16 protein-coding genes are annotated in these 26,765 nt (G+C 47.3%); 8 read left to right on the forward strand and 8 right to left on the reverse strand.

Annotated elements, in window-relative coordinates; all coding sequences use genetic code 11:
• The first annotated feature begins 239 nt into the window (after window positions 1–239).
• The 3 genes from AC3WQ3_RS05185 (at window position 240) to AC3WQ3_RS05195 (ending at window position 8,061) form a co-directional block, all read left to right on the forward strand.
• Window positions 240–1,604 carry an ABC transporter substrate-binding protein gene (locus AC3WQ3_RS05185; RefSeq protein WP_492471620.1) on the forward strand — a complete coding sequence of 455 codons (1,365 nt, stop codon included), beginning with the start codon at window positions 240–242 and terminating at the stop codon, window positions 1,602–1,604.
• A gap of 516 nt (window positions 1,605–2,120) precedes the next feature.
• Window positions 2,121–7,631, forward strand: coding sequence for an S-layer homology domain-containing protein (locus AC3WQ3_RS05190; RefSeq protein ID WP_492471621.1), 5,511 nt, complete (start codon window positions 2,121–2,123; stop codon window positions 7,629–7,631).
• A gap of 217 nt (window positions 7,632–7,848) precedes the next feature.
• On the forward strand, window positions 7,849–8,061 hold the full coding sequence (locus tag AC3WQ3_RS05195; RefSeq protein WP_127538176.1) for an immunity 17 family protein: 213 nt from the start codon (window positions 7,849–7,851) through the stop codon (window positions 8,059–8,061).
• Between the two features lie 179 nt (window positions 8,062–8,240).
• On the opposite strand, the gene AC3WQ3_RS05200 is transcribed toward AC3WQ3_RS05195, so the two are convergent.
• Both AC3WQ3_RS05200 and AC3WQ3_RS05205 read right to left on the reverse strand, forming a co-directional pair.
• Window positions 8,241–10,829 carry a glycine betaine ABC transporter substrate-binding protein gene (locus tag AC3WQ3_RS05200; protein ID WP_154892597.1) on the reverse strand — a complete coding sequence of 863 codons (2,589 nt, stop codon included), beginning with the start codon at window positions 10,827–10,829 and terminating at the stop codon, window positions 8,241–8,243.
• Window positions 10,795–12,024 (reverse strand): quaternary amine ABC transporter ATP-binding protein, encoded by a 1,230-nt coding sequence (locus tag AC3WQ3_RS05205; RefSeq protein WP_095289046.1) that lies wholly within the window; start codon window positions 12,022–12,024, stop codon window positions 10,795–10,797. The genes AC3WQ3_RS05200 and AC3WQ3_RS05205 overlap by 35 nt, the downstream gene beginning before the upstream one ends.
• Before the next feature lie 495 nt (window positions 12,025–12,519).
• On the opposite strand from AC3WQ3_RS05205, the gene AC3WQ3_RS05210 reads away from it, so the two are divergent.
• Entirely contained in the window at window positions 12,520–13,095 is a 576-nt protein-coding gene (locus AC3WQ3_RS05210; protein WP_095289047.1) for a GbsR/MarR family transcriptional regulator, read from the forward strand.
• Window positions 13,096–13,185: 90 nt separating this feature from the next.
• Here the strand turns inward: AC3WQ3_RS05210 and AC3WQ3_RS05215 are convergent, their stop codons facing one another.
• Both AC3WQ3_RS05215 and AC3WQ3_RS05220 read right to left on the reverse strand, forming a co-directional pair.
• A complete protein-coding gene (locus tag AC3WQ3_RS05215; RefSeq protein ID WP_492471622.1) occupies window positions 13,186–14,814 on the reverse strand; it encodes a helix-turn-helix domain-containing protein in 1,629 nt (542 codons plus the stop codon).
• A gap of 148 nt (window positions 14,815–14,962) precedes the next feature.
• Window positions 14,963–16,249: a DUF5050 domain-containing protein gene (locus tag AC3WQ3_RS05220; RefSeq protein WP_492471623.1), complete on the reverse strand. Its 1,287-nt coding sequence runs from the start codon at window positions 16,247–16,249 to the stop codon at window positions 14,963–14,965.
• Between the two features lie 239 nt (window positions 16,250–16,488).
• Here AC3WQ3_RS05220 and AC3WQ3_RS05225 point away from each other — a divergent pair, with 239 nt between their 5' ends.
• Complete coding sequence (locus tag AC3WQ3_RS05225; RefSeq protein ID WP_492471624.1) at window positions 16,489–17,499, forward strand: Gfo/Idh/MocA family oxidoreductase; 1,011 nt, start codon at window positions 16,489–16,491, stop codon at window positions 17,497–17,499.
• Window positions 17,500–17,529: 30 nt separating this feature from the next.
• Window positions 17,530–18,516 carry a Gfo/Idh/MocA family protein gene (locus AC3WQ3_RS05230; protein ID WP_492471625.1) on the forward strand — a complete coding sequence of 329 codons (987 nt, stop codon included), beginning with the start codon at window positions 17,530–17,532 and terminating at the stop codon, window positions 18,514–18,516.
• Here AC3WQ3_RS05230 and AC3WQ3_RS05235 read toward each other — a convergent pair.
• The 3 genes from AC3WQ3_RS05235 to AC3WQ3_RS05245 form a co-directional block, all read right to left on the reverse strand.
• A complete protein-coding gene (locus tag AC3WQ3_RS05235; protein WP_492471626.1) occupies window positions 18,513–19,319 on the reverse strand; it encodes a MurR/RpiR family transcriptional regulator in 807 nt (268 codons plus the stop codon). The genes AC3WQ3_RS05230 and AC3WQ3_RS05235 overlap by 4 nt on opposite strands.
• Before the next feature lie 109 nt (window positions 19,320–19,428).
• Window positions 19,429–20,262 carry an ABC transporter permease subunit gene (locus AC3WQ3_RS05240; protein ID WP_336781085.1) on the reverse strand — a complete coding sequence of 278 codons (834 nt, stop codon included), beginning with the start codon at window positions 20,260–20,262 and terminating at the stop codon, window positions 19,429–19,431.
• Window positions 20,255–21,160 carry an ABC transporter ATP-binding protein gene (locus AC3WQ3_RS05245; RefSeq protein WP_492471627.1) on the reverse strand — a complete coding sequence of 302 codons (906 nt, stop codon included), beginning with the start codon at window positions 21,158–21,160 and terminating at the stop codon, window positions 20,255–20,257. The genes AC3WQ3_RS05240 and AC3WQ3_RS05245 overlap by 8 nt, the downstream gene beginning before the upstream one ends.
• 455 nt (window positions 21,161–21,615) lie before the next feature.
• Between AC3WQ3_RS05245 and AC3WQ3_RS05250 the strand changes: the two genes are divergently transcribed.
• Both AC3WQ3_RS05250 and AC3WQ3_RS05255 read left to right on the forward strand, forming a co-directional pair.
• Window positions 21,616–23,451 (forward strand): HSP90 family protein, encoded by a 1,836-nt coding sequence (locus AC3WQ3_RS05250; protein ID WP_492471628.1) that lies wholly within the window; start codon window positions 21,616–21,618, stop codon window positions 23,449–23,451.
• Entirely contained in the window at window positions 23,451–24,506 is a 1,056-nt protein-coding gene (locus AC3WQ3_RS05255) for a hypothetical protein (RefSeq protein WP_336781082.1), read from the forward strand. The genes AC3WQ3_RS05250 and AC3WQ3_RS05255 overlap by 1 nt, the downstream gene beginning before the upstream one ends.
• Window positions 24,507–24,606: 100 nt before the next feature.
• On the opposite strand, the gene AC3WQ3_RS05260 is transcribed toward AC3WQ3_RS05255, so the two are convergent.
• Window positions 24,607–26,727 (reverse strand): serine hydrolase domain-containing protein, encoded by a 2,121-nt coding sequence (locus tag AC3WQ3_RS05260; RefSeq protein WP_492471629.1) that lies wholly within the window; start codon window positions 26,725–26,727, stop codon window positions 24,607–24,609.
• Window positions 26,728–26,765: the final 38 nt, after the last annotated feature.

A 26,765-nucleotide genomic window follows, 5' to 3' on the forward strand; every position in this document is an offset into this window, starting at 1 on the left:
GAATAAATAAGGCGCACTCTTAAAATAAGTTCTTTAATGGCTGCAATTAGTGAAGGGAACGAAATCGATTCTGTAGAAGTGGAGCGTTCGCCTTTGTCTCAAAATTTAAACAACTAAAATTAATTCAAATAAATTTGGAGACAACAGCGATCGAAAGAACGATTCGTACCCGTAACGTCTAACTTGCAGGACGTAAGCACTTGTTTTTGAACTGAGCCACAAATAAAAGGAGAGAGATTATGCGTTTGAAAAAAAGAGGCACATTTGCATTGATGTTGGCAGCACTCATGTTGGTCATATCCGCCTGCGGCGGCAAAACAGAGACAAGCAGTCCGGTAAGTGGAGCTCAAGCGGATGCGGCAGCTGCTGAGCCGACTCAACTGACGTGGTGGCATTCCATGTCCGGAGCAGGGGAGAAAGCCATTAACCAGCTCGCTTCCGATTTCAATGCAAGTCATCCGGATATTCAGGTAAAAGCAATCTATCAAGGGAAATACGATGAGAGTCTAAACAAGCTGAAAGCATCCATGGGATCGGACAGCGGTCCAGACATCATCCAGGTATACGAAATCGGCAGCAAGTTTATGATCGATTCGGGCATGATCACACCAGTACAGAATTTTATCGACAAAGACAAGTTCGACCTGTCCCAACTGGAGCCGAATATCATCCGTTATTACACGATTGATGGCAAACTGAACGCCATGCCTTTCAACACTTCAAACCCGATTCTGTACTACAACAAGGATATGTTTAAGGCAGCAGGTCTTGATCCAGAGAATCCACCGAAGACGTATGAAGAGTTTGAACAAGCGGCAAAAGCACTCGCGAAAGACGGCAAGCCGGGTGCATCCATGGCAATCTACGGCTGGTTCATGGAGCAGTTCTTCGCAAACCAGAATGCAGATTATGTAAACAATGGTAACGGAAGAGACGGCGCTGCGACGGAATCTCTCTTGAATTCTGAAGCGGGTGTGAAGACGCTGACATGGTGGAAAAAGATGATTGATGAGAAGACTCTCTCCAATCTGGGACGCAGCACAGATGATACAACGGCGGCATTTACCGCAGAGCAAATCGGTATGACACTGGATTCCACCGCTGGATTGCGCAAAATTGTAGAAGGTGCTGGTGGCAAGTTTGAACTGGGAACAGGCTTCCTGCCTCGTCCGGCAGATGCCAAAGAAGGTGGTGTGGTTGTAGGTGGCGCAAGCTTGTATATCATGAACAACAAATCGGAAGCACAGCAGCAGGCTGCTTGGGAATTCATCAAGTACTTGGCGACACCTGAAGTACAAGCGAGCTGGAGTGTTGCGACAGGATACTTCCCAATTACGACAGCAGCCTACGACCAGCAAATATTAAAGGATAATATGGCGAAGTACCCGCAATTCCAGACAGCAGTCGACCAATTGCACGCTTCCGCTGATTCGACAGCAACATCCGGGGCTGTAATGGGCGTATTCCCTGAGGCTCGACAACTTGTCGAAGGAGCGATTGAGACGGTACTGAACGGACAAGGTACACCGCAAGAAGCACTCGATGCAGCTGCGAAACAAATTACAGACAAGATTGCCCAGTATAACAGCACAGTAAAGAAATAAGAAAAAGTGTAGTAATCGAACGGGATCATCCGTTAGGTACAGTATCGAAGTATTATATAACAACACAGCGTATGCGGCGCTCTTGATGGAACGTCGCATCGTTTTGCTGTGTCTAAAAGCATGATCAAGATTCGGGTTAACACTTCTTTTAACATTAAAATGTTATCAGTTTATGTCGAGAAAGATATTTGATTAAGAATCAATGTAATAATACCTAACTCGAAATAGTCAATTGTGCATGTGCTAATAATTATTTAGGGTCATAAAGTCGTGTTTTTCATCAAAAAGAGGTCCTGTATTTGATTTCAAATCACTATTTATTAAAACTGTGTAAAGTATATGTACTAATTTATATCAAACGACAAGAATATGGTTTACATCATAAAAGAGTTCAGTTATCTTATATTTGAACCAATGTACAAGCTCTTTGAACAAATGATTGCAAATTCGAGACATGGGGGTAGGAAAAGGATGCATAGTAAGCGAATAAGGAGTTGGCTCAGATTATTCTTAGCCATGGTGCTGCTGATCACAGGAGCTATTCCGGTTGGGTTATTTAACAGCAAGGCAGCTGCTGCGGACGAGCCGTTGACGGTTGCTCAGGCACTGGCTATGGAATCAAATGACTCATCCGCCACGGTGGAAGGTTATGTCGTAGGAACATTTAGTAATGGTCCAAACGTAAATCTGAATTCACCATTTACACTGGACACTAATTTTGCAATCGCAGATAGCCCTGAAGAGACAAATATCAGCAAGATGATGCCTGTTCAGGTGCCGACATCTGCTCCCCGAAGCATTTTCGGACTACAAAGTAATCCTTCCTTGTATAAATCCAAAGTTCGTATTAACAATGGCACGTTGTCTCAATACTTTAGTTCCAAAGGGATACGCTCTGTTACCTCAACCACCTTCCAACTGATTGATGAGACGCCTGAAAACAAAGTGGCAAACGTTACCGCTAATCCCTCCTCAGGTATGGTTCCAGCTGGAACAAAGGTTACTCTTGCAACAACCACAGTTGGTGCCGCAGTCTACTACAAGCAAAATGACAACACCGACTATCTCCCATACACCGTTCCCATTACAGTAAATGATGCAACTTATATTGAAACCTTTGCAGCAAAAGATGGTCTAGAAAATAGTGATGTTACCAATTTCGATTATACAATCGTGGATAATACGCCAATCTCCATCTCCAGTGCCAGGAACCAATCGGAGAACACCCCGGTTACCGTTCGAGGAATTGTGACCTACCGGGAAGAGTCTGGAGGCATGGCCAATCTGTACATCCAGGATGAGAATGCAGGGATCGTCGTTCGTGGAACGGATTCCACAGTAGAGCCGGGAGACCGTATTGAAGCGTATGGATCACTCACTATTTATAACGGTTTGCTTCAGATAGAGAAAGACAAGGCCGGGTTCCCAAGCGGTTACATCAAAATTCTGGACAAGAATCAAGAAATTCCAGCACCGATCACTCTGACATCCAAAGACTTCATGCCGGCTGAGGGCGGAGGCAAGGGTGCAGGCGGTATTTTTGAGGGGATGCTTGTCGAAGTGAATGAAGTCACAGTGACAAGAAGCAGCAGTTCTACCTTCTATGCGACAGATGCCGATGGTGCAGAGATCACGATCTATGCGAAGAATAGTCCAACCGCACTGGCAGCAGGCAAAATATACGAAAAAGTGACAGGCGTCATGACGTATCACACAAGCTATGGCCTAGAGATCATTCCACGTACAGCTGCAGATGTTGTCGAAAATTTGCTGTCCGTAACAGCCAGTGCTCCGCCCGGTGGTATTGTCAAAGGATCAACCGTAACCTTATCCTCACCAACAGCAGGAGCGCAAATTTATTACACGGTTGATGGAACAGAACCAACCCAAACATCTACACTCTATAGTGGCCCGATCACAGTAAATGAAGATACAACTGTTAAAGCGATTGCCGTATCAGGCGAAAACACAAGTGATGTATATAGCTTTACGTACACCGTTCTTCAGGAGCTGGACAACCTGAGAATCCACGATATTCAAGGAGCATCTCATAACTCCCTGTATAATGGTCTGGCTGTCCAAAATGTTGAAGGTATCGTGACTCATGTTGTCAATGCAAGTTCGTTCTATATGCAGGAGATTCCTGGCATGGAAGATGACGACGTAAAAACATCTGAGGGTATCCTTATTTATAAATCCACTCATGGCATGGCGGTAGGCAACAAAGTCAGCGTATCCGGTCAAGTGAAGGAATATGCGACAGCAACGACCGAACTGGCAACAACCGAAATTGTGGCTGCAGCGATTACGGTTGAAGGTGAAAATCAGACACTGCCTGAACCTGTTATCCTTGGGAAGAATGGCCGTATAATTCCTACCGTAATTGATTCGGATCAGTTTGGTGAGTTTAATCCGGATGTGGATGCAATCGACTTTTATGAGAGTTTGGAAGGCATGAGAGTACAGCTTGATCAAGCCACGATTATCGGTCCGTATTCCAGTGAACCAGGACTGGCAGTCGTAGTAGATAATGGTGAAAACAATCCGTTACGAACGCCTGCAGGGGGAGTCATTCTGACTGGAGATGGAGCGGAACCATTCGAGAGCTCCCTGAATCCACAGCGGCTGTTTATCAATAAAAAGCCTTCTCAGGCCGTTAAAACGGGGGACGAGCTTGCGAATTCTGTCCAAGGTGTGATGACTTACGCTAACGGCAATTATAAGGTAGCTCCGGAAGGGGATTTGCCGGCAGTTATTTCGAGTGACCTTAAACAGGCAACAACAGTAATTGAGCAAGCTGATGATAAACTGACGATTGCAACCTTCAACGTGGAGAATTTCAGTCAGAAGGATGCTGCAAGAGCAGTGAAAATCGGTGGTATTGTAGTCAACAACCTCAAGAATCCTGACGTTATCGGTATCATGGAAGTACAGGATAACGATGGAGCAACCGACAGCGGAACAACTGCTGCGGATGCGAGCTTCCAGACCTTAATTGATGCAATTGCTAGCAACGGTGGTCCTGCTTATAAGTACACGGATATTGCTCCGGTAAACAATCTGGATGGCGGGGCTCCAGGTGCCAACATTCGTGTAGGCTTCCTGTACAACGAGGCGCGAATTTCTTTGAAACAAGGAACTAAGGGAGATGCTACAACAGCAATTGGGGTGCAATCGGATGGAACGCTGTCCCTGAATCCAGGGCGTATTGATCCAACAAACGATGCATTTGCCAGCTCACGTAAACCTCTTGCAGCTGAGTTCGAATTTATTGGAGAGCGAGTAGTCGTGATTGCGAATCACCTGAATTCCAAAGGTGGCGATCTGAAGCCTTATGGTAGTATTCAGCCTGCGACACGAAGCAGTGAAATTCAGCGTGCCAGACAGGCAGCGGCAGTGAATGGTTTTGTGAAAGAACTTTTAGATAAAGATCCTAACGTAAATGTGGCTGTGCTTGGGGATTTCAATGACTTCCAGTTCTCCAAGACTTTGAGTATCATTGAAGGTAATGAACTGGACAATCTGGTGAACAAGCTGCCAGAAAATAAACGCTATTCCTACATCTATGATGGCAATTCACAAACACTGGACCACATCTTGGTGAGCAAAAATCTGTCTGAGACGGCCGCCATTGAAGTGGTGCATGTGAATGCGGATTTTGAAACAGCGGATGGACGCGTCAGTGACCATGATCCACTGCTTGCGCAGCTAAGTATTGGAAACACTGCAGAAGAGGGCGACTTCAACCTTCGTGTATTGCACACCAACGACACGCACGCGCACTTGGATAACATTCCGCGCCGCGTAACGGCAATCAAAGAAACACGCAACGATAACACCTTGGTGCTGGATGCCGGGGACGTATTCTCTGGAACCTTGTATTTCAATCTCTTCAACGGTCAAGCGGATCTGGAATTCATGAACATGATCGGATACGACGCAATGACCTTTGGCAACCATGAGTTCGATAAAGGCACAGGCGTGCTCAAGGAATTCATTGAGAAAGCAGAGTTCCCATTCGTAAGTGCCAATATCGACTTTACGAAGGATACCAACCTGGGCAGCTTATACAAAGATACGATCGGACAACCAGCTGAGAATGCTGAGATCTATCCGGCTATCATTACGGAAGTAGACGGCGAGAAGGTCGGAATCTTCGGCTTAACGACCACGGATACTGTATCCCTGTCCTCACCGGGAGATGATCTGAAATTTGAAAACTACATTGCAAGTGCACAAGCGACAGTTGCCATGCTCGAGCAAGAAGGCATTAACAAAATTATTGCATTGACCCATCTGGGGTACTCGGAAGACCTGAAGCTGGCAGAAGCCGTGGAAGGCATCGACATTGTAGTGGGTGGTCACTCGCATACGATTCTAAGCGAGCCCGTTGAGGTCAATACTCATACAAACCCAACTTTAGTTGTCCAAACGGGAGAATATGATGTGTCCCTGGGTCAACTGGATGTTACATTCGATGCAGAAGGTGTGTTGAAAACATGGAACGGTAAATTACTGAGCCTGGATGCAAAAGATTCCGCGGGAAAATATGTATATGCAGATGATCCGGCAGCAAAAGCCAAGCTGGCAGAATATGCACCACTGCTGGAAGATTTCAAGAAAGAAGTCATCGGCAAAACGAACGTACTGCTCGATGGAGAACGTGGTAACGTGCGCAAGCAGGAAACCAACCTGGGTAACCTGATGACAGATGGTATGCTGGAAAAAGTGAAATCCATCGTTAAGGAAAACGACGTGAAAGGATATGTGGCCATCCAAAACGGCGGCGGTATCCGGGCATCGTTCCAGAAAGGTGACATTACGTTGGGCGATCTGCTCACCGTTATGCCATTCGGTAACAATCTGTCTGCACTGAAAATGACAGGTAAGGAAATTACAGCTGCTCTCGAAAATGGTGTGAGTGGTGTGGAAACGGGAGAGGGACGCTTCCCGCAAGTATCGGGCATGCGCTTCTACTACGATTCGACGAAACCAGGCGAGAAAATTGATTCAACGACCAATACCGTGACGCAAGAAGGTCAACGCGTAGTGAAAGTACAAATCAAGAATGAGAATGGTACGTACACGGATATGGATCCAAACGGATATTATATCGTGGCAACCAACTCCTTTATGGCTAATGGTGGAGACTTCTATCGCTCCATGAGAGCAGCGAAGGATGACAACCGATTTTACGAACTCAACTTGGTAGACTATGAGATCTTCCATGAGCATCTGGATCGAGTGGGTGTAGTTAATCAGACAACAGAAGGACGCAGTACGGATCTGAAAGGATCACCGCTTCCGGGTGACGGAAACGGCGGTGGCAACAACGGCAGCAATCCGGGCAGTGGCAACAGTGGCGGAGGCACAACAACACCAACAACACCAACAACACCAACAACACCGGTAACGCCAACCAATCCGACACCACCAACAACGCCAACGGTTCCGGGCAATGAAAATGGCGGAGGTACGCCAACACCGAATCCGGGTGTTATTCTCAAGGATATTGGCAATCACTGGGCAGCTGCTGCAATCGAGCAGGCCATTTCCCGGGGAATTGTAAACGGATATGCAGATGGTAACTTCCGTCCAAATGCTCCGGCAACACGTGCTGAGTTTGCAGTCATGCTCGCAAGAGGATTCGAATTACCAGCAAGCAACAAGGCTTTAACATTCAAGGATGCTGAACAAATTCCGGCTTGGGCACAATCGTTTATCGCTCAGGCGGTTGAACAAGGCATTATCAGCGGATATACGGATGAGACGTTCCGTGCGTCAGGCAAGGTATCCCGCGTGGAAATGACAGTCATGCTGGTAAGAGCGCTGGGACTTCCGATCGAATCCAATGCAACGTTAAGCTTCACAGATGCAAATCAAGTTCCGGCATGGGCAGTTCCATACATTGCAGCAGCTTATGAAGCCGGATTGATTAAGGGCACAGGCAATAACAGGTTTAATCCGCTTGCGAATGCAACCCGTGCAGAAGTGGTGACGCTGCTGATGTCGGCAAGTGAGCTATAACTAGAATCTGTATTAAAGAAATGATGCATCACAGGCAGAAACAAGTCAGGCCAGGTTTGTTCAAATCCCTACAAATCACAAAAGAGTTTAACTTTTAGCAATTGCTTAAAACGGCTTGCAGATCATAATCTGTAAGCCGTTTTTTACTATTTAATTACTGTTCATTTTTATCATCAGCGAGTATAGTAAACAGGATTATATTGGAAGGGGTGATGATATGGAGGATCAACCGATCTTGCTCGCATTGGTTGCCATAATCGCAGGGATTTTCAGCATGTTGGGCGGTATGAAAAATTGGGATTGGTTCATGAGTACCTTTCAGGCAGGACTTTTCGTGAAAACGATTGGACGACAGGCAGCAAGGGTAGTCTATGGCATTTTGGGTATAGTACTCATTACAATTGGTGTGTTATTGTTACTTATCGGATAAGGTAGTAGTTCAGTTCAAAGTAAAACCTACATAGCTCCATTAGAAGTACATCTCAAATGAGATCTAGCCTTAACGAAAACAGTTTGCTCGAATTCCAGAAAAAAGCAGCATATAAAAAAGACCACCGAATTTTTCGGTGGTCTTTTTTCCAAATTGAGGTTGATTCAACTCGATCTGGTTTAATTATCTTTTAAATCGGTAATGGATTGAACATCCATATACGCAGGGACAACAAGTCCGGTTTTGACCCCTGTCATGTTGGCACCCAGATCATCGATCTGATCTTTATATTTATCCCAGTAGTCTGCATGGGTGAGCGGAAGCCAAGCAGCGGGTGAAGCATCAACATCACCTGTGGCTACCCCGGTCCACATCGGACCAGCTTCGACTTGCAGGGCATTTACGGTATAACCCAGTTCCGTCTCAAGCACGTATTTTAGCAGGTTGGTGCTTGCAATTTCCGAGTCCCATGCAACATAACCGAGACGTAGGGTTTTACCATTAACAGGCGTCAAACCTTTAGTCCATTCGCTAATTTGATCTGCATGTTTTTCAGCATAATCCTTAGCTGCCTGTTCTGGTGAAGTGCCACCTTGGATGGCAATCATCATCTCGCCCATATCTTCCGAGGTCCATTGGAAACGGGACAGGAATTCATAGGCAACAGGTTGATCCTCTTTCAGTCCCTTGCGTGCAATGGTGTGAATCTCTTCAGCATCGCCGAACACTTTGTCGGGATCATCCAGATACTTCAGGTCATATTGATTGAACATCCAGTGTGGTGTCCAGCCTGTAATGATAATGGGCTCTTCATTTTTGAAGGCTTTATCGAGTGTAGCTGTCATGGCCGCACCGGAACCTTCAACGAGGTTCCAGTTGGACAGACCGTAATGTTCAATTGCACTTGCTGTGGATTTCATAATGCCGGCACCTGGATCGATACCGATGATCTGATGGTTCACTTCATTGCCTACATTGGCATTAGCCGTTGGCGCGGAGGAAGCAGCACCGGTTTCCAGATCTTCAATCGAATTCACGTCCGTCATGTATGAAGGAACAACGAGACCGGTACGTACACCTGTCATGTTGGCTCCCAGATCGTCAACCTGGTCTTTGTAACGCTCCCAGTAGTCTGCGTGAGTAAGTGGCAGCCAAGCCGCAGGAGAAGCATCTACGTCGCCTGAAGCAACCCCGGTCCACATCGGTCCGGCTTCAACTTGCAGAGCATTAACTTTATAACCCAGTTTGTTTTCCATCACATATTTCAGCAGGTTGGTACTTGCGATTTCGGAATCCCAAGCCACATAGCTAAGTTTGAATGCGTCACCGTTCACTGGAGTCAGACCTTTGGTCCACTCAGCAATCTGATCTGCATGTTTCTCAGCATATGCTTTAGCTGCTTCTTCCGGAGATGTGCCATCCTGGATAGCAGTCATCATTTCACCCATTTGATCCGACGTCCATTGGAAACGGGACAGGAATTCGTAAGCAACAGGGTGATCTTCTTTCAGACCTTTACGAGCGATGGTATGAATTTCTTCCGCATCACCGAAAGATTTCTCAGGGTCTTCCAGATATTTCAGATCATATTTGTTGAACATCCAGTGCGGAGTCCAACCTGTAATAATGATTGGTTCCTCATTTTTGATCGCTTTGTCCAGCGTAGCCGTCATGGCTGCACCAGAGCCTTCAATCAGAGTCCAGTCAGTCAGTTTATAGTCTTCGATCGCTTTGGCAGCGGACTTCATGATACCAGCCCCTGGATCGATACCAATGATCTGGTAATTGACTTCTTCACCTACAGCATTGGCTGCTGTGTTGTTACCGCCGGCAGAAGTAGTCCCGCCCGTAAAGTATTGGGAGAAACCGGCAACCAGCACGACGAGTGTAGCTGCTGCAGCAATCCAAGCTTTCTGTTTAGAAGATACACGAGAGGTCTTTTTCCGACCAGGCATAAACAGATTTTGCGTGAAACGGTCGAGTACAATCGCGAGTACCACGACAGCCAGACCCGCTTCAAAACCTTTACCAATCTGAAGCTGCGTTACCGCACGATATACTTCCGCACCAATACCCTGTGCACCGATCATGGATGCAATGACAACCATGGACAGCGACAGCATAATCGTTTGGTTGATACCCGACATGACGGTAGGCAAGGCGAGTGGAAGCTGTACTTTGAACAGTTTTTGCATGGAAGTCGAACCAAATGCATCCGCGGCTTCAACCAGTTCGCCAGAAACCTGTTTGATCCCCAGATGAGTCAAACGAATGGTTGGCGGAATCGCGAAGATAACAGAGGCGATAACACCTGGAACAACACCAAGGCTAAAGAATGTAACCGCAGGCAGCAAGTAGACAAATGCAGGCATTGTCTGCATGAAGTCAAGCAGCGGTGTAATAATGCGTGCTGCAGTTTTACTGTATGCCAGCCAGATACCGACCGGAACACCAATCAGAATGGAGATCAGTCCTGAAGTGATAACCAGACCGAGTGTGTCCATAGATTGGGACCAGTATCCCAAGTTATCCACGAGCAAGAATCCGATAACCGTAAATAGTGTCAATGGGAGGCGACCCACGAGGAACGCTAGAACACCCAGTATCGCAATGAACAGGAGCGGATGGGGCAGCAAGAACAGCCCGGAGAAGAATCCGACTACTTCCTGAATGACAACAGAGATTACATTAAACAATCCGGAGAGCGATGAGCTCATCCAGTCAACGATGGATTCAATCCACGATGCTAGTGGTATTTTGGGAATCATTCACAAGTTCCTCCTTTACTGCAACTTCACCGCTAAGCGCACCCAGAAGGGCACCGCGGACGATAACACCTTGCAGACGGCCATTCTCACCTACTACAGCGAGAGGCACATGGGCTGAACTTACCATTTCAAACAATTCATGAATCAGGGTCTCAGGCGCCACTGTCGGCCCGTCCGTGATTAGAATGTCGTTTAATACTTTATTTTCACGCATCGCACGGGATGCATCATCTGCTGTAATGACACCAAGCAATTTTTTCGAACGGTCAATGACAAACAGGTTGGAAATACCACGTTCGCGCATTAATTCGAGGGCAACACGAGGACCACGGTCAAGCGTAATTGTTTCAGGGCGCCGCATTACATGTGATGCAGTGAGGACTTTGGACAAATCCACGTCTTCGACGAAGCGGGCCACATAAGAGTTGGCCGGTTGAATCATAATTTCTTCCGGAGTACCGATCTGCACGACAGCGCCGTCCTTCATGAGGGCAATACGATCACCGATGCGCAGCGCTTCGTCCAAGTCATGGGTAATGAAAATAATCGTCTTTTTCATTTTATCCTGAAGCTCAATCAGTTCATCCTGCATATCCCGGCGGATCAGTGGATCTAGTGCACTGAACGCTTCATCCATTAAAAGTACTTCCGGGTCATTGGCAAGCGCACGAGCCAAGCCGACACGCTGCTGCATACCACCACTCAGTTCATCTGGCATCTTATCTTCCCAGCCTTTGAGGCCAACCAGTTCAAGTGAGGTTTTCGCTTTTTCCCGGCGAACAGCTTTGTCCACCTTTTGGACTTCAAGTCCATACTCCACATTATCAAGAACGGTACGGTGCGGGAACAACGCAAATTTTTGGAATACCATGCTGATTGTTTTCCGGCGTACTTCGCGCAATTGCTCTTTGTTCATTTTACGTAGATCCTTGCCGTGAACGAGAATTTCACCGGATGTTGGTTCAATGAGTCGGTTGAACATTCGAACCAGTGTGGATTTACCACTTCCTGAAAGTCCCATGATGACAAAAATCTCACCTTGCTTAATTTCCATGTTGACCCGGTTGACACCAACCGTTATCTGTTTTTCTTTGGCCAACTTTTCTTTTCCCCAACCTTGCTCCAGTAATTGCAGACCTTGCTCGGTTTGGGGGCCAAACAGTTTACTTACATTTTTCACTTCAAGTATGGTCATGTTTTCACCCCTTCTGATGTGTTGTGCACTTCGAACGGCTTTCAGCATCCACAAGCCCATACACTTGTGCGCCCAGCCACGAAATCCGGTAATTGTTGCTTCGCTTCCCGTCTTTCTGGGTAACGTTTTGTATTGTATCAATACTTAACCAGTATATCAACTGAATAAACAGTACATAATGTTTGTACAGTAAAAACTGTACAAAGTTTTACGTCCGAATGCTCTGTTTTACTCCTTATTCTGCCTAATGAGGCGGCTTTACATTTGATATTGCTTTTCCTACAATAGACAATGAGCTAATTTAAGCTGTTTTTTGGTTAAAGATAGTCGTAGGCAGATGCAACCGGGTAAGGTTCCATTTTTCATACATTGGGTGAATGAAAGCCCTCTGGCGTATAGGATGTCCGGCCGGATGCTTTCCCATGTAAGCAGGATCTTGTATGGTTGCAATTATTTGTGCCAAGACTGGGAATGTTCAGAATGGAGGTTGCAAGCATGGGCTTGGACCATTTACAAGAAGAACAGCAGGCAACCGTTCTTAGAATCCGTAAACGCGTCATTGAAGCTATCGGACGTAATATGGATCTATACGGCGTTACGCTGTCCACGGGACACTTATATGGATTGCTTTTTTTTGCAGACAAACCTATGACCCTTGACGATATGGGCCGGGAAATGGAAATGAGCAAAACGAGCATGAGTACCGGCGTACGTACACTGCTGGATCTGAAAATGGTAAATAAGGTATGGAGCAAGGGCTCTCGGAAAGACCTATATGAAGTGGAGTATGACTGGCATCAGACGTTTACGGATTATTTTGCAATTAAATGGAGAAAAGCGGTGGAGAGTAACCTTCAGGTGCTGCGCAAGTCCGTTGAGGAGCTGAATCGTTTGATTAAGGACCTGGACGAGCAAGCAGATGCCGAACTTCTTCACATTCTAAAGGTAGACAAAAATAAAGTGTTGCAAGCGGAAGCATATTACAAATGGCTGGACCGACTGATCGACACCATGGAAGATGAAGAAATCTATAAGCTGGTTCCGCGGGAAGAGATTCAAGATAACTCTTAAGCAGAACCCAAAAGGCGCTCTCCTATTTGGAGGCGCCTTTTTGCTGTGTATTTATAATGAAGAAAAAAATCAGGTTTCTTTCCTAATGCATTAGAACTGCCCGATCAGTCCGGCATGAGAGAGGGCCGCATGCTGCTCTGCGATGTGTATAAGTTCATCCATAATCCGGTGACGTCCCGAAGGGGTCCAGCTCATCATCAGCCAACTTGAAATATCATGTACATTGCCACCAAGTACAGCAGGCGAACGATTCCATGAAGACGTCTGTTTTAACCGCCGCAGCAATTTTTCGCTGGCAGGATGCATGGAGAGACGATGGATGAACAAGTGATCCGTATCCAGCAAAGGGATGCGTTCAGCAGGGTAATCGACCCACTGGTGTTCTGGCGGAGCAATCTGTGCAGGCTGCAGCCCCAATTCGGTATACAGCAAATGACTCAGGGGATGATTGATCGTACCCTGCAGCCGAATCATTGGAGGCTTAACCTCTACAAGTGTAACCCGTTCATGGTCAAAAAACTGTTGCAGACGTTTGCCAACATCCAGCGTTCTAAATTCAAGCTGTTTGAAATGATTCAAGGCTTGTTTTTCCCGTCCAACCAGCTCGGCAATACGGGAATGAATTTGTTTCCAGTCCTGAACAGGCTCAAGGAGGACGGTTGGCGCAATACTTTTCAGTATATCGTGATAGGGTTCATGGTGTGTGTCGGCAATAATCAGATCAGGCTTCGATTGGCGAAGCTTGTTGAATTGCAATGTGAGCTTATGCTGGTGTTCGTTCTCGCTCAGTTCCTGATCTGTGAATCCGTTGAGCGTCGCAATCGCTTCTAGTCCCAGGGAAGCCAAGTTATGTTCCAGGCCCAGAACGGAAGCTGTTGCTACTCGCAATTGTTCTCTCTTCATATATATACTGGGTGAGATACCGACAGCTTGTTTAAATTTGCGATTAAAATAATACTCATTGCCATAACCTACAGATTCAGCGACATCCTTGATTGAACATCGATCCTGCTGCAATTGTTGTTTGGCTTCTTCAATCCGCAGTCGATTCAGGTAATCTGTTGGTGACATGTCCTTGGCCTTCTTGAAGCTGCGGGAGTATGAGCTCGGAGTCAGGCCGGCGATCTTGGCCAGCTGGTCCATACTTATGCCTTCACCCATGAATCGGTGCATATACATAATGCTTCGCTCCAGGGCAGGGTCAACCTTCTCCTGATTGGCTTCTAGACGATTCTCAGAAATGTACTGCAACAATTCGTGGAGCTGAGTGTGTATATTAATAAAATGCTCCTGCTGAACGCCCTGATAGGCTGTATATAATTGTTCCATACGCGAGACCATCTGCTGCTCATGGCGAACAGGCATAGGACCCGTCGACCATTGGAAGGGGAGGCAGGGATTAGAAGTCATCTTCCATTCACCGTGTACTTGCTTCAACTGGACCGTGTTCATCGATAGGAGAATGCATTCCGTAATACCGGAGCGGGAGGCAGCCTCAATCGTGGTCCCCTTTTCCAATACAAATAGTTGATGGGCGCGGGCTTTATGTATTTGATCATTAAGGATCAGGACACCTTCTCCTTGCAAAACAAGACACAGCATAGGCCGGGAAACCGTCTTGCCATGCGCACGGAAATTCTCCCCACGGCGTACACGGCACATGGAAGAGAGGAGTGGTAGAGTTGACGTTTCAGAAATGAAGGGAAGCTGTTCATTCATACGGACCATCCTTTTGTCTCATTTTCTTAATGATAACAATTATCATTCTCATATGGAAGTCGTTTTTCAAAAATAGTTGTGAACATATAAAAAGAGGATACCGGGAGCCGCAGGGCTGCAAGGTAATCCTCTTTATTTAATAAGAAATTTAGTTTGGGGATACCAACAGAATGTCGTCCAGGAATACTTCACTTAACACTTTATTACCTGATCCATTCGCCTGGATATGATACAAACGATAGAGGTCTTTCGCGTTAATGTAGAAGATGCCTGGTACATCATCTCTGAAATGGAAGGTGTCCCATTCATCCCCGACCAGTTTGGTTACTTTGAGTGTCGAACTTACAGCGTAGAGGCCATTGTCGCCAGAAATGTAGGCAAGTGTTGCTGTGCCATTGGTCAGCTGATCCCCAACGTAATTGACGTTAGTCAAATTTAGATTGGTCGTTTTGGTGACCTTGCTGCCAGATACGGTTTTTGCGTACGCTTTTTTGTCTGCATCAATGATAACTGCCTTGTCTGTGCCAAGTGCACTTACTTCTCGGATACTTTTGCTATGAATCTGGAATGTCTTCCCTGAAGTGGTAAGGGCAAAAGCTTTGCCTGTTGCGTAGTTGTAATCCTTGCTGCTATCCAGGCTGATTCCTTTGTTATACACGTAAAACGAGCTGCTCCAGCCCCCGGAATATACTGCATTTACGTCCAGCTTGGCTTTTGGATTCACAGCACTTGCCTTGCCTGTACTGTAGTTCACGGTGTACATGACCACAGCATTGGTGGAGTAGTAGGTTTCATAAGGATTGGTGTTAACCATCAGTTGCAGTTTGTTTTTTGCCGAATTCATAAAATAAGTGCTTTCCACTGCGCCTTCAGCAATCCGTTGTACAGTTCCGCTGCCATTTGTAGCTTTGGAGACGATCCAGGTATTGCCGTTAACGAGGGCGTTGTAATAAACGCGGCCCTTAATGACGGCGAGCAGCGGGAAATCCGTATCTGCTTTGTCTGCGATCTTTTTAACGGAAGTTGGCTCACCATCACCACTCGCACGATAGATCGAACCTTTCGCATCCATGTAATATATGAATCCGTTATCCGTATCGTAACGCAGAACGTCGGTTGCAAACGTCTCGGCGGTATCGCGCGATCCGTCATTGGGAACCCGAAGCAGTGTTGTGGAAGTTTCAGTTGAAGTGTAGAAGAGGTGAGAACCTGCCGCTACAAGGTCCACACCCTGAAAATCAAGTAAAACTTCTGTCGTATTGCTGCCATCTCCGGATACTTTGTACAATACACCGTCCGAATCGTAATACACAGTAGATTGATTGAGGGAAGCTGCCTGTGCTGCATTACCTCCGCCCAATATTGCTGCAGTGATCAGTGTAAACAACAGAAAAGTACTGATCTTGCGCTGCATGCCTGTAAACCATTTGCTCATGTCTCCATCGACACCCTTCATCCATATGTATGTAGTTCGTTTCTTAAATTATATCGGTAAACTAGGGAAAAATTGTTATATCCAAGCTGCCTGATGCCCGCAGTTTGAAATTGAATTTCACGCTATCCCAAGCCTTGAATCCATTTTCGAATGTTGCTGCCATTCCTTCTCCAAAGCATTCACCACGAGTCTGCTGCATGATAACATTGCGCTTAACCAAAGTAGAGGAGTGATTCCATATGTTGAAGATCGCTATCATTGGATTTGGAAATGCCGTAGTGAATTATCATCTGCCTTATCTGGAGAGAAGAGAGCAGATTCGGGTGAAGACGATCTACCGACGTGAGGAAGACCGGGTGGGCGACACGGAGCGAGAGGGCTACTACCCTGAAATTACGTTTACTACAATCCTTAACGATATACTGCATGATCCAGATATCGAACTTATTGTTGTTGCGACTCATGTGGACAGTCATGTTGAATACGCCGAATTGGCATTGGAACATGGCAAACATGTTTTGGTCGAGAAGCCGTTTGCCTCAACTTCGGCTGAAGCCAAGGAGATTTTTGAACTGGCGGAACGTAAACATCTTATCGCGATGGCGAACCAGAACCGCAGGTATGATGGGGACTTTCTTACTTTGAAAAAAGTGATCGAGAGCGGCAAGCTGGGCAATATTGTGGAGATCCAGTCCCACTATGATTATTTTCATCCGCAGTACAGTCGCAAAGGGTTTGGGTTGCTGCATGGTTTGGCGGTGCATACCATTGATCAGCTAATATCGTTATACGGTGAAGCAGACCGGATTGATTATGATGTCCGAAGTCTGGTGGCGCCTGGGGAATCGGATGACTATATCGATATCGATTTCCGGTACGGACGGATGAAAGCGACCATTAAGTGCAGCCTGCTCGTAAAAATCGAACATCCAAAATTTATAATCCACGGAGACCGGGGCAGTTTTGTGAAGTACAGCAGTGGTCATCAATCGAAGAATGGAGCCGGACCAACATCCGTATCCTTTGATATTGAACCTGAAACGAATTGGGGGACACTGAGTTATGTGGACGAGAAAGGGGAGTCCCATACGGAGAACGTACCGTCTGAAGTGACGGACTATGGCATTTTATATGAGAAATTGCTTGAGGCTATCCGTCATCACGATGAGAAGCCCGTCAAGGATCATGAGGTTTTATATGTACTGGATATTTTGCATGATGGAGTCGAAGCCGCGAAAAAGGCCAGATGATTGGATATAAAGAAGAGGAGCGAAGCAACGATGAATATAGCTACGATTGGGACAGGATTTATTGTGGATGCCATTTTATCGGCAATTGACGAAGTGGATGGAGTGCAATGTACAGCCATTTACTCCCGGAAAAGGGAAACTGCAGAGCCGCTTGCAGACAAATATGGAGTGCAGACCATCTACACGAATCTGAACGAACTCTATACTGACCCGAATGTGGACTTTATTTACATCGCATCACCCAACAGCATGCATTATGAGCAGGCCTATCAGGCGCTTCAGCATGGTAAACATGTCGTCTGTGAAAAACCATTCACATCAACGGCATGGGAAGCCCAAGCGCTGATTAAACTGGCCCGGGAAAAAAATCTGTTTCTGTTTGAGGCGATCTCAAACATCCATCTTCCTAACTACAACAAGGTGAAGGAGCAGCTGTCCAAACTGGGGAATATTCGGTTCATTCAGTGCAATTACAGTCAGTATTCGAGTAAATACAATCAGCTGCTTGCCGGGGAAACACCGAATGTATTTAACCCCAAATTCTCCGGTGGTGCGCTGATGGATATCAACATATACAACCTTCATTTTGTCATGAAAATGTTTGGCAGCCCGGAAACCGTATCCTATACGGCTAACCGACACGTCAATGGGATTGATACATCAGGGGTGGTGGTTCTGAAGTATCCCGAGTTTATTGCGGAGTGTGTAGGATGTAAGGACACAACCAGCATGAATTTTGTCTTGATTCAGGGGGAGAAGGGATATATTCAAGTTGTGGGAGGAGCCAACGGGTGCCAGGAAATCAAGATCCAGATTGGGCAGGAGCCCCTGGAGACGATCAATGTGCAGGCACAGTCCAACTGGCTTTATTACGAATGGGAAGCCTTTAGAAATATCTATATCAATAAGGATTACGCGAAATGTTATGAGCTCCTCAGCCACAGTCAATCTGTGATGAACATATTGGCCGAAGCGCGCAAGGATGCGGGGATTGTCTTTGCTGCCGATCGGGGTTAATAGCTGTCACGAATGCTGCTCATGTACAAGATATCGAAGAGATAAAGTACAGAAACCATAGAGGACATCTTGGAAAGCCTCATTTGTTCATTGTAGCCATAGCTGAGCAGGGTTTCGGTGGATTGTCTGGACAAGCTGGAATGGTTATTACCCGTGATCGCAATGACGTTCATGTTTTTCCCGTTCAGAATTTTGGCGACATCAACCATCGACTGATTCTCCCCGGTATGTGAAATGACGAAGGAAAGTGTGGATACATTAGGGTTCATCGTGTTCAGATAATGCATATTCGGACTGTTGTGCGCGATAGCGGAGATGCCCAGTTCATTCCACTTGGTGCAGGCCTGCTGTGCAAGATAGTAGTTCATATCACTGCCGTAGATATCAATCCGGCCGGATTCCTTCACCCAATTTGCGATTCGCTGCAACACAGAAGCGTTCAATAGACGGCGTGTTTCCTCCAATGCCTGATGATAAAGGTAAGGTACGGATTCCATCGCGGAACGTACATCCTCCAGTTCGGTAAAGGGATGATTCGCAGGTGGAAGCGTAGCAGGAGCACGCTGATAATCGAGGGCAAGCTTTAATTGAAAGTCTGGGTACCCTTGGGTACCCAGCTTTTTGCATAAACGGACAATGGTTGATGAGCTTGTATAGGTGGCTTGAGCCAGTTCATGAGCCGTAGATTCAAAAACAACTTCGGGATTGTTCAGAATGTGGTCCACAATATGCTTCTCCTGTGCCGTTAATTGCTGTGCATATTTCATTTTCTGAAGCAGACTGTATTCCATCAGTGGTTCCATTCCTTTCTTCGGTCATCCCCAAGTGCATGTCTCCCTATCATAACCTGTCGTTTTTGTTTTCTCAATCGGGCCGCCATTTTGAATAGATACACTTTTGCTGTCACCATGATCAGATCTGACTCTCAGCCAGCTGCTGGCGACTATTCCAGAGTGAAACCAGACGAAGCAGGACCAGGCTAATGAGCAGAAGCGCAGCTCCAATCAGCAGCAGCAATACAGGGCTGATAAGCAGCATTCCGCTTGCCTGACCAGCAATTAGTGCTAGCAGAGGAAGAACGATAAGTCCTCCCAGCTGATAAGCTTCCTGAAATCCACGAACTTTGGCCGAGATCAGCACATTGAGCAGGATGACCATAAGACTGCATGACGGAACCACCCAAAGCACAAGAATGATCCAATTCCAGTTCGGGAACATCACGGCTCCGAACATGGGGTACATCAGAATATTGGCAATGATCCCATAGATGAGAAAGGTAATCCAGGACAGTAGTATGGAAGGTATAAGAGCAGCCAGTACTTTGCCTTTAAACAGGGTGTCCATGCTGATGGGTGTGAATAGAAGTCCTTCGAGCGTCTTGCGTTCCTTCTCCCCCGCGAAGCTGTTCGCTGTTAGAATGCTGGAGGCCATCACCGGAATGATCAGAAACAGCGGTGCGAACATATATAAGGCCAGATAATAGACAATGCGATGGTTGTCTGTAGCCATAGAGGCTAGTTCCGGGATCTGTCCTGAGCTGCTTAAGATATCGAGACTGTCGAGCAGGAATCCGATATTTCCGATGGAACGAAGTTCAACTCGGGAAGCCACCCATATGAGTATGGCGGGCATGGTAACCCCGATAATGAGCGGAACGATCAGCATGGGGAGCCATAGCTGAATGCTGGCTGTGATGGCCCGAATATCTTTGCGTACCAGTGCTTTTATCGCTTGACGATTATTCATGATGGTGTGCCTCCCTGATGGCAAAATAGATGCTTTCCAGATCACTGCCGATTAGGCGAGCCTGATAGACTTGTCCGTTCGTGGTTAAATGTTTGAGCAGCATGGGGATTTCCTCACGGGACTGGAGCTGGAAAATCGCCTTGTCCGCTGAGAGGATCTCCGGATTAAACTCAGCAGCCGCACTCCATCCATCAGCCAGGACGGCCTCTACCTCAAGCCGTGGCGCAGTGAGATAACGATGTATAATCTCCTGCTCCGAGCCTTCTTCAACCTTGCTTCCCTTTTCCATGAAAATATATCGATCACATACGGCTGAGAGTTGGGACAGGACGTGCGAAGAGACCAGAATGGTCATGTTCTCCTCACGGTTCATCCGGCGAATGATCCGGAGTACCATCTGAATCCCATCTGGGTCCAGACCATTTGTCGGCTCATCCAGAAATAGAATGGACGGGCGATGAAGCAGAACTCGGGCAAGGCCGAGCCGTTTCTTCATGCCTGTGCTGTAGGTGCCCACTTTGCGGTGCTGATACTCCTGTAATTCGAACAGCTCTACCAGCTCGTCAATTCGTTTGGATTGCTGCTGTACACCAAAGGCATCTGCGAAGAAAACGAGATTGTCGCGTCCGCTCATATTTTCATACAGTCCACTTTGTTCCGTGAGTGTGCCGCACATGGCCAGTACCTTCTCTGCATGGTTGGAGGGGTCCAATCCGTTAATCGTTACGGATCCGCTTGTTGCCCCAAGGACACCGTTCATAATGCGGATCAGTGTCGTTTTGCCTGAGCCGTTGGGGCCGATTAATCCGGTCACGCTGCCTTGTTCAATCGTGAAGCTGACATCACGCAGGGCCTGATGCTCTTTGAATTGTTTGGATATGCTGCGAACTTCAATCATATGCCTTCACCATCCGTTCTCATTTTGAAGATGATACGTTTAACAGGACAATATCGTTCAAATGGATTGTAAAAAATATTATTCGGTCCAAAGTCCCACGGAGAAAAGGGCATTTCCGCCCTAAAGTCCGGAAAAATCGGGTCTCAGGTTTGTTTTCTCATTCTCTTGTTCATTGTATTGTGGTAAAAAGGATGCAATATCCCGTTTCATTGCCATCCATAATGAGGTAATAAAAGGGAAGGCCTTATACATATGATGTATGCCTGAATATTCATCTAACGCCGGTCTTGGTTACCACCAGGGCCGGCTTGGCGTGGTCGTTTGGCATTATGAGTTGTGGAATGCCAATGTCTTAGATTTACATATTTGAAAATTTACAATTCGTCTAACACATTGTATGTACACATATGAAGTTAAAATTCTGTTGTGTTGGACCAGAGGAAGGTGAGCAAACAATGGCAGCATCCAACGAATATCGTTTTCAGGTCAATCTGAGTGGCATGATTCAGATTTTATCGAATCATCTCTATAGCAGTCCCAAAGTTTTCTTGCGTGAACTGATGCAGAACGCGACCGATGCCATTACAGCACGAAGTGAGGCAGAGCATGGGTTTCAAGGTGAAGTACGCGTAGAGCTGACAGGCACAGGTGAGCAGTTAACGATGATGGTGGAGGATAACGGCATCGGCTTAACCGAAGCGGATATTCACGAATTTCTGGCAATGATCGGACAATCCTCGAAGCGTGGGCAGCAAGCCTTACTGGATGGAGAGACTTCTTTTATCGGACGATTCGGGATCGGGTTGTTGTCCTGCTTCATGGTGAGCAATGAGATCGTCATGCTGACCCAATCCGCGAAGGGAGGACCTTCGATGGAATGGCGCGGCAAGCCGGATGGAACCTATACCATTCGCCAGCTTGAGACCCAGTTATCCCCGGGAACCAAAGTGTATTTGCGCTGTACGCCAGATGCCGCCCATTATTTTGAACCGGAATATGTGAAGGAAGCTTTGTTCTATTATGGGGCCTTGTTACCTTACCCCGTGACGCTTCAGAGCGAAGGTGTACAGGACATCGTCAATGCCGATTCGCCTGTGTGGCTTACGCAGCCGGAACTTGCCAAAGGGCGCAAAGCGGAGGTGCTTGCATTTGGTGGGCGCCTGCTTGGAGAGACATTTGAAGATTTCATCCCACTGACGACAGCTTCCGGACGTACCGGAGGGATTGCATTTGTGCTTCCACATGCCGTTAATCTGAACGCCAAGCGTTCTCACCGGGTGTATCTGAAGCGGATGCTGATCTCGGAGAAGGCAGAGAATATTTTGCCGGATTGGGCCTTCTTTGTGAAATGTCTGATCTGGACCGATGAGCTTCAACCAACGGCTTCGCGTGAACATTTTTATGAAAATGAAAAGCTGGAGGAAGTACGCTCCGAACTTGGCGATGCCCTTCGTCAAGGACTGTCCGATATGGCGGAGAACCAGACAGAGCGCCTGAAGAAGCTCATCCGTCTGCATGCACTCTCCATGAAGGCACTGGCTGTGCAGGATCAGGATTTTTACGCAATGATCTATCGCTGGCTGCCATTTGAGAGCACACGGGGCCACCGGGAGCTGGGGGAGTTAATGGCTGAAGGAGAGACGTTATACTTCACAGCGACGGTGGATGAGTATCGCCAGATTCACCATGTCGCGTCTGCCCAATCCCTTCTGGTTATTAATGGCGGATACATCTATGACAACGAATTGATGGCGACACTGCCACTAGCGGTACCAAATGTGCATACAGAGCGACTGCAGCCGGATCAGGTTTCGCTTAGCTTTACGGATGTTCCTCCAGCCCAGCGCAATGATTATTATGATGCGCTGCGTCTGGCGGATTCGGCACTTCAGCGCTTTCGCTGCCGTGCCGAGGTGAAGGGGTTCAAACCGGAAGACCTGCCTGTACTGTTCACGCTATCGCAGGAATCTTCTACGCTTCGTGCATTGGAAAAGGCGAGTGAGGAGAGTACAGAACTGTTCTCTTCCGTACTGGGCTCATTATCGGCTGGCATCAGCTCTGCTGGCTACTCCACCTTGTATCTGAATGTAAATAATCCAATCATTCAGCGCGTGTTAACGACACCAGATCCCCAAATGACGCCGATCGCCATTGAGATGCTCTATGTGAATGCGCTAATGATGGGCCACTATGCAATGAACCGGCAGGAGCTTGAGGTGCTGAATCAAGGCATCGTTCGTTTTATTGATTGGGGTTTACGTGCAAATACGGATCGTAAGGGGGATGTCTGATGAATACAGAGATGGATTTCGAGGAATTGATGGACGAGGCCTATGGCTTGCCTAACGGTACAGCGAAACTGGGTATGCTTGAAGAAGCAGCCCGAGTGGCCGACGTAAATGGCATGGAGGAAGAGGCATACGAAGCTCGATCCGAGATTGTGGAAACAGCCACGTTCTGTGGATATCCCATGAAAGCACTTATCGCTTTTTCCTGGCAGCTCGGCAAGTTTGATCAGCAGCCTGAGCGCTATGACGAAGAGACATTAATGTGGTCGTACAAATGGATCCTGGGAGAACTCTCCAGTTTCCCCGAGGTCTCTCGCGATAAGATGATGGAGCTGCTGGAGGACTTTGGCCGACGTTTCAAATCCTTTGGCTACAGTGATCGTTCATACTGGTATTACCGTTTCCGTATATTCATGGATCTTGGCGACTTGGAGGAAGCAGGAAGCAGTTATGCCAAGTTCAGAACAATGGACCGTGACTTTATGAGTGATTGTGAAGCTTGTGAACAGGATGAAATCATGCGTTACTGGATTCTAATGGGAGATGATGAGCAGGTTCTGGAGGCGGCCAAGCCGATCTTGAAGGGTCGTATGAGCTGCGCTGAAATTCCGCACCTGACGTTATCCGAAGTCCTCATGCCGCTATATCGTCTTGGACGGATTGAGGAAGCGAACAAGCATCAGCAGAAGGGTTACCGAATGATTAAGGGACAAAATGATTTTGTACAGAGCTTTGCAGAACAAATGGATTATCTGGCACGAACCAACCCGTCGAAGGGAATTGATGTGTTGGAAGAAAGTCTGGTACTAGCCGCCGATCATGAAGATCCTTTTGCCAAAATGATGTTCTACGACAGAGCAGCTCAGCTGCTGCGCCACTGGGCAGAGGAATCGCCAGGATACCGATTGCGCCTTCCTGCTTCTTTCCCGTATGAAGGAGACCCTGGAGACTTGCGCGCATTGGCTGATTATTTTGAGGGTTATGCTAAGGCGGCTGCTGAGAAATACGATCAACGGAATGGCAATCATCATGTCTCTTCGTTGCTCGCCAACGTGTAACATAACAGGGTAAAAAAACAGGCTTGTTCGAAGAAGGTTATCCTCCTTCCGAACAAGCCTGTTGGACGTGTCTGGAATTAAGTTACTACACTTTGGTCATTTAAGGTGTTTCCTCCGGATTGGCAGGTGAGGGCTGATCGTCATCAGCCTCATCCACATTGGAGGCTTCTGGTTGAGGCTGCTGGGCCATAAGTTCAGCTACAATCTTATCCGTTGGTTGAGTAAACAATTGATACATAATGGCAGCCTCTTCTTGACGAATAAGCGGTTTGCGGGCAAGAACATCCACAGAGCCATCCTTCAGTACCTTCACTTCCGGACCATGAATGCCGAGCTTAACCATCATCTGGATTGCGGGTACAGCCCACTCATCCGCATGTCCGGCAAGCTTCACATCCTGGAACAGCTCACTCGGATACTGCAGCTGCAGCGATCTCCAGATCATAACCATGGCTTCCTGGCGGGTAATGACTTGATCCGGCTTGAATTGTTTGGAATCCGCACCCGTGATCATGCCGGCTTCATAACCGAGCTGGATGTAGCCTGCTGCAGGGTGACTGGCCCAATCGCTATCCGCAGGCGGTGTTGTTTGGCTTGGTTTGAGACCGCTCATTTTCAGTACATCTTCAATGAATTCCGCACGTGTAACGGCTGACTTGGGCTGGAATGCTTCGGTTGCATCGTTGTCATAATGACCGAGCGACTGTAATCCATAAATGGCCTCGGCATAAGGACTTTCCGGACGAACGTCCCGGAATCCCTGAGGCTGCTGCCCTTTTTTCTCATATCCCAGCGGATTGAGGTAGGGCTCTTTCATATAGATTGTTCCATCTGCTTGTTCCTTAAAGGCTGTGAATTGACCCGTTAACTCATCCTTGAACAGATTCTCATCAACCTGAATCAGGGTACGTGGGCCCAGGAAGGCATCTGAAATGCTCAATTTACCGGGTTCTGTGCCACCGTTTTTGAGAGAACTGACAATCGTGCTAAGTCTTAGGTCAGCATAGAGTCCGGCGAAGCGCTGCAGTTCATTGGTGGATTGAGGCGTAAAGTCCTTGATTGCGACCGGCTCCGCATATTGCGGGAAGAAGGTCTGAATGAAAGCCGGGTAGAACAGATTACGAAGAGCTCCCGACTGATTGTACGTAAGGAAGACGCCTGTATTTTGCTCCGGAATAAGGAAGAGATAAGAGCTGAAACCGATCAGGTCGCCTGCCTTGGTAATGATTGCGGGACTGCTTCCCGCACCAGGCAGCTGAAATGCTGCTTCAAATCCATACGTTGTGTCCGGGAGTACCGGATGAATGGAAGAGCGATACTGCTCCATGCTTTTGACGGTGGATTCCTTCAGTATACGCTCGTTATCTTTCACACCATCATTCAGAAAGGCAATCATGAAGTTCCCGATATCCTCGGCCGTTGACAACATGCCTCCTTGAGGCATCGGTGTTGGAGAGAGGGTGTACAGATCGAGCGGATTATGTACCGCGTCATACGCTGTCGCGAGCTGATCCTTGAACTTGTCGTTCAACACGAAACTGCTGTTATCCATACCGAGTGGTTTGAAAATGTGCTGCTGCATGTACGTCTCAAATGGTTCACCGCTGACATTCTCCACAATCATGCCGAGCAGCAGGAATGAGAAGTTGTCGTACATATAGGCACTGCCAGGTTCTCTGACGACAGGAGGCATGTGCTGCTGTGCATAGTCCTCCATGGAGACTGTTTTGGCGAAGTCGGCGTGAATATCTTCCTGCTGCGGATCGCGAATCTCGAATCCGGTAGTGTGCGTAAGCAGGTTTTCCACAGTGACTGGTTTGTCAAAAGGGTTATCAAACTCAAGTCCCTTCACATACGTTTGAAAATCGGCTTGCAGATCTACCTTCCCCTGCTCCACCAATTGCATGACGGCTGCTGCCGTAAATGTTTTGGAGACGGAGGCTACGCGAAAAGCGGTACTCTTCGGATCGACAGGCGTTTTGCTCTCCTGATCGGCATAGCCGTAGCCTTTCTCTGCCAGGACTTTGCCATCCTTGACAACAACAACGGAAGCACCGATATATTGTGCCTTGGCTTCAGCCGAATCAAAAAACGTGTCCAGAAATGCCTCCGCTGATTCAGAGGTTAGAGCCTTGGTTTGTCCTTTCTCATTGACCTGAGGTGATGAGGTTTCCGCATGAACCGCTGGTACCCAGAGACTTAATGACAGGACGAAAGCCATGAATGCACCCGTTAGCGAGGTGACTCTGAAGCGGCTCC

It is taken from the genome of Paenibacillus sp. FW104-T2 (genome assembly GCF_058789975.1).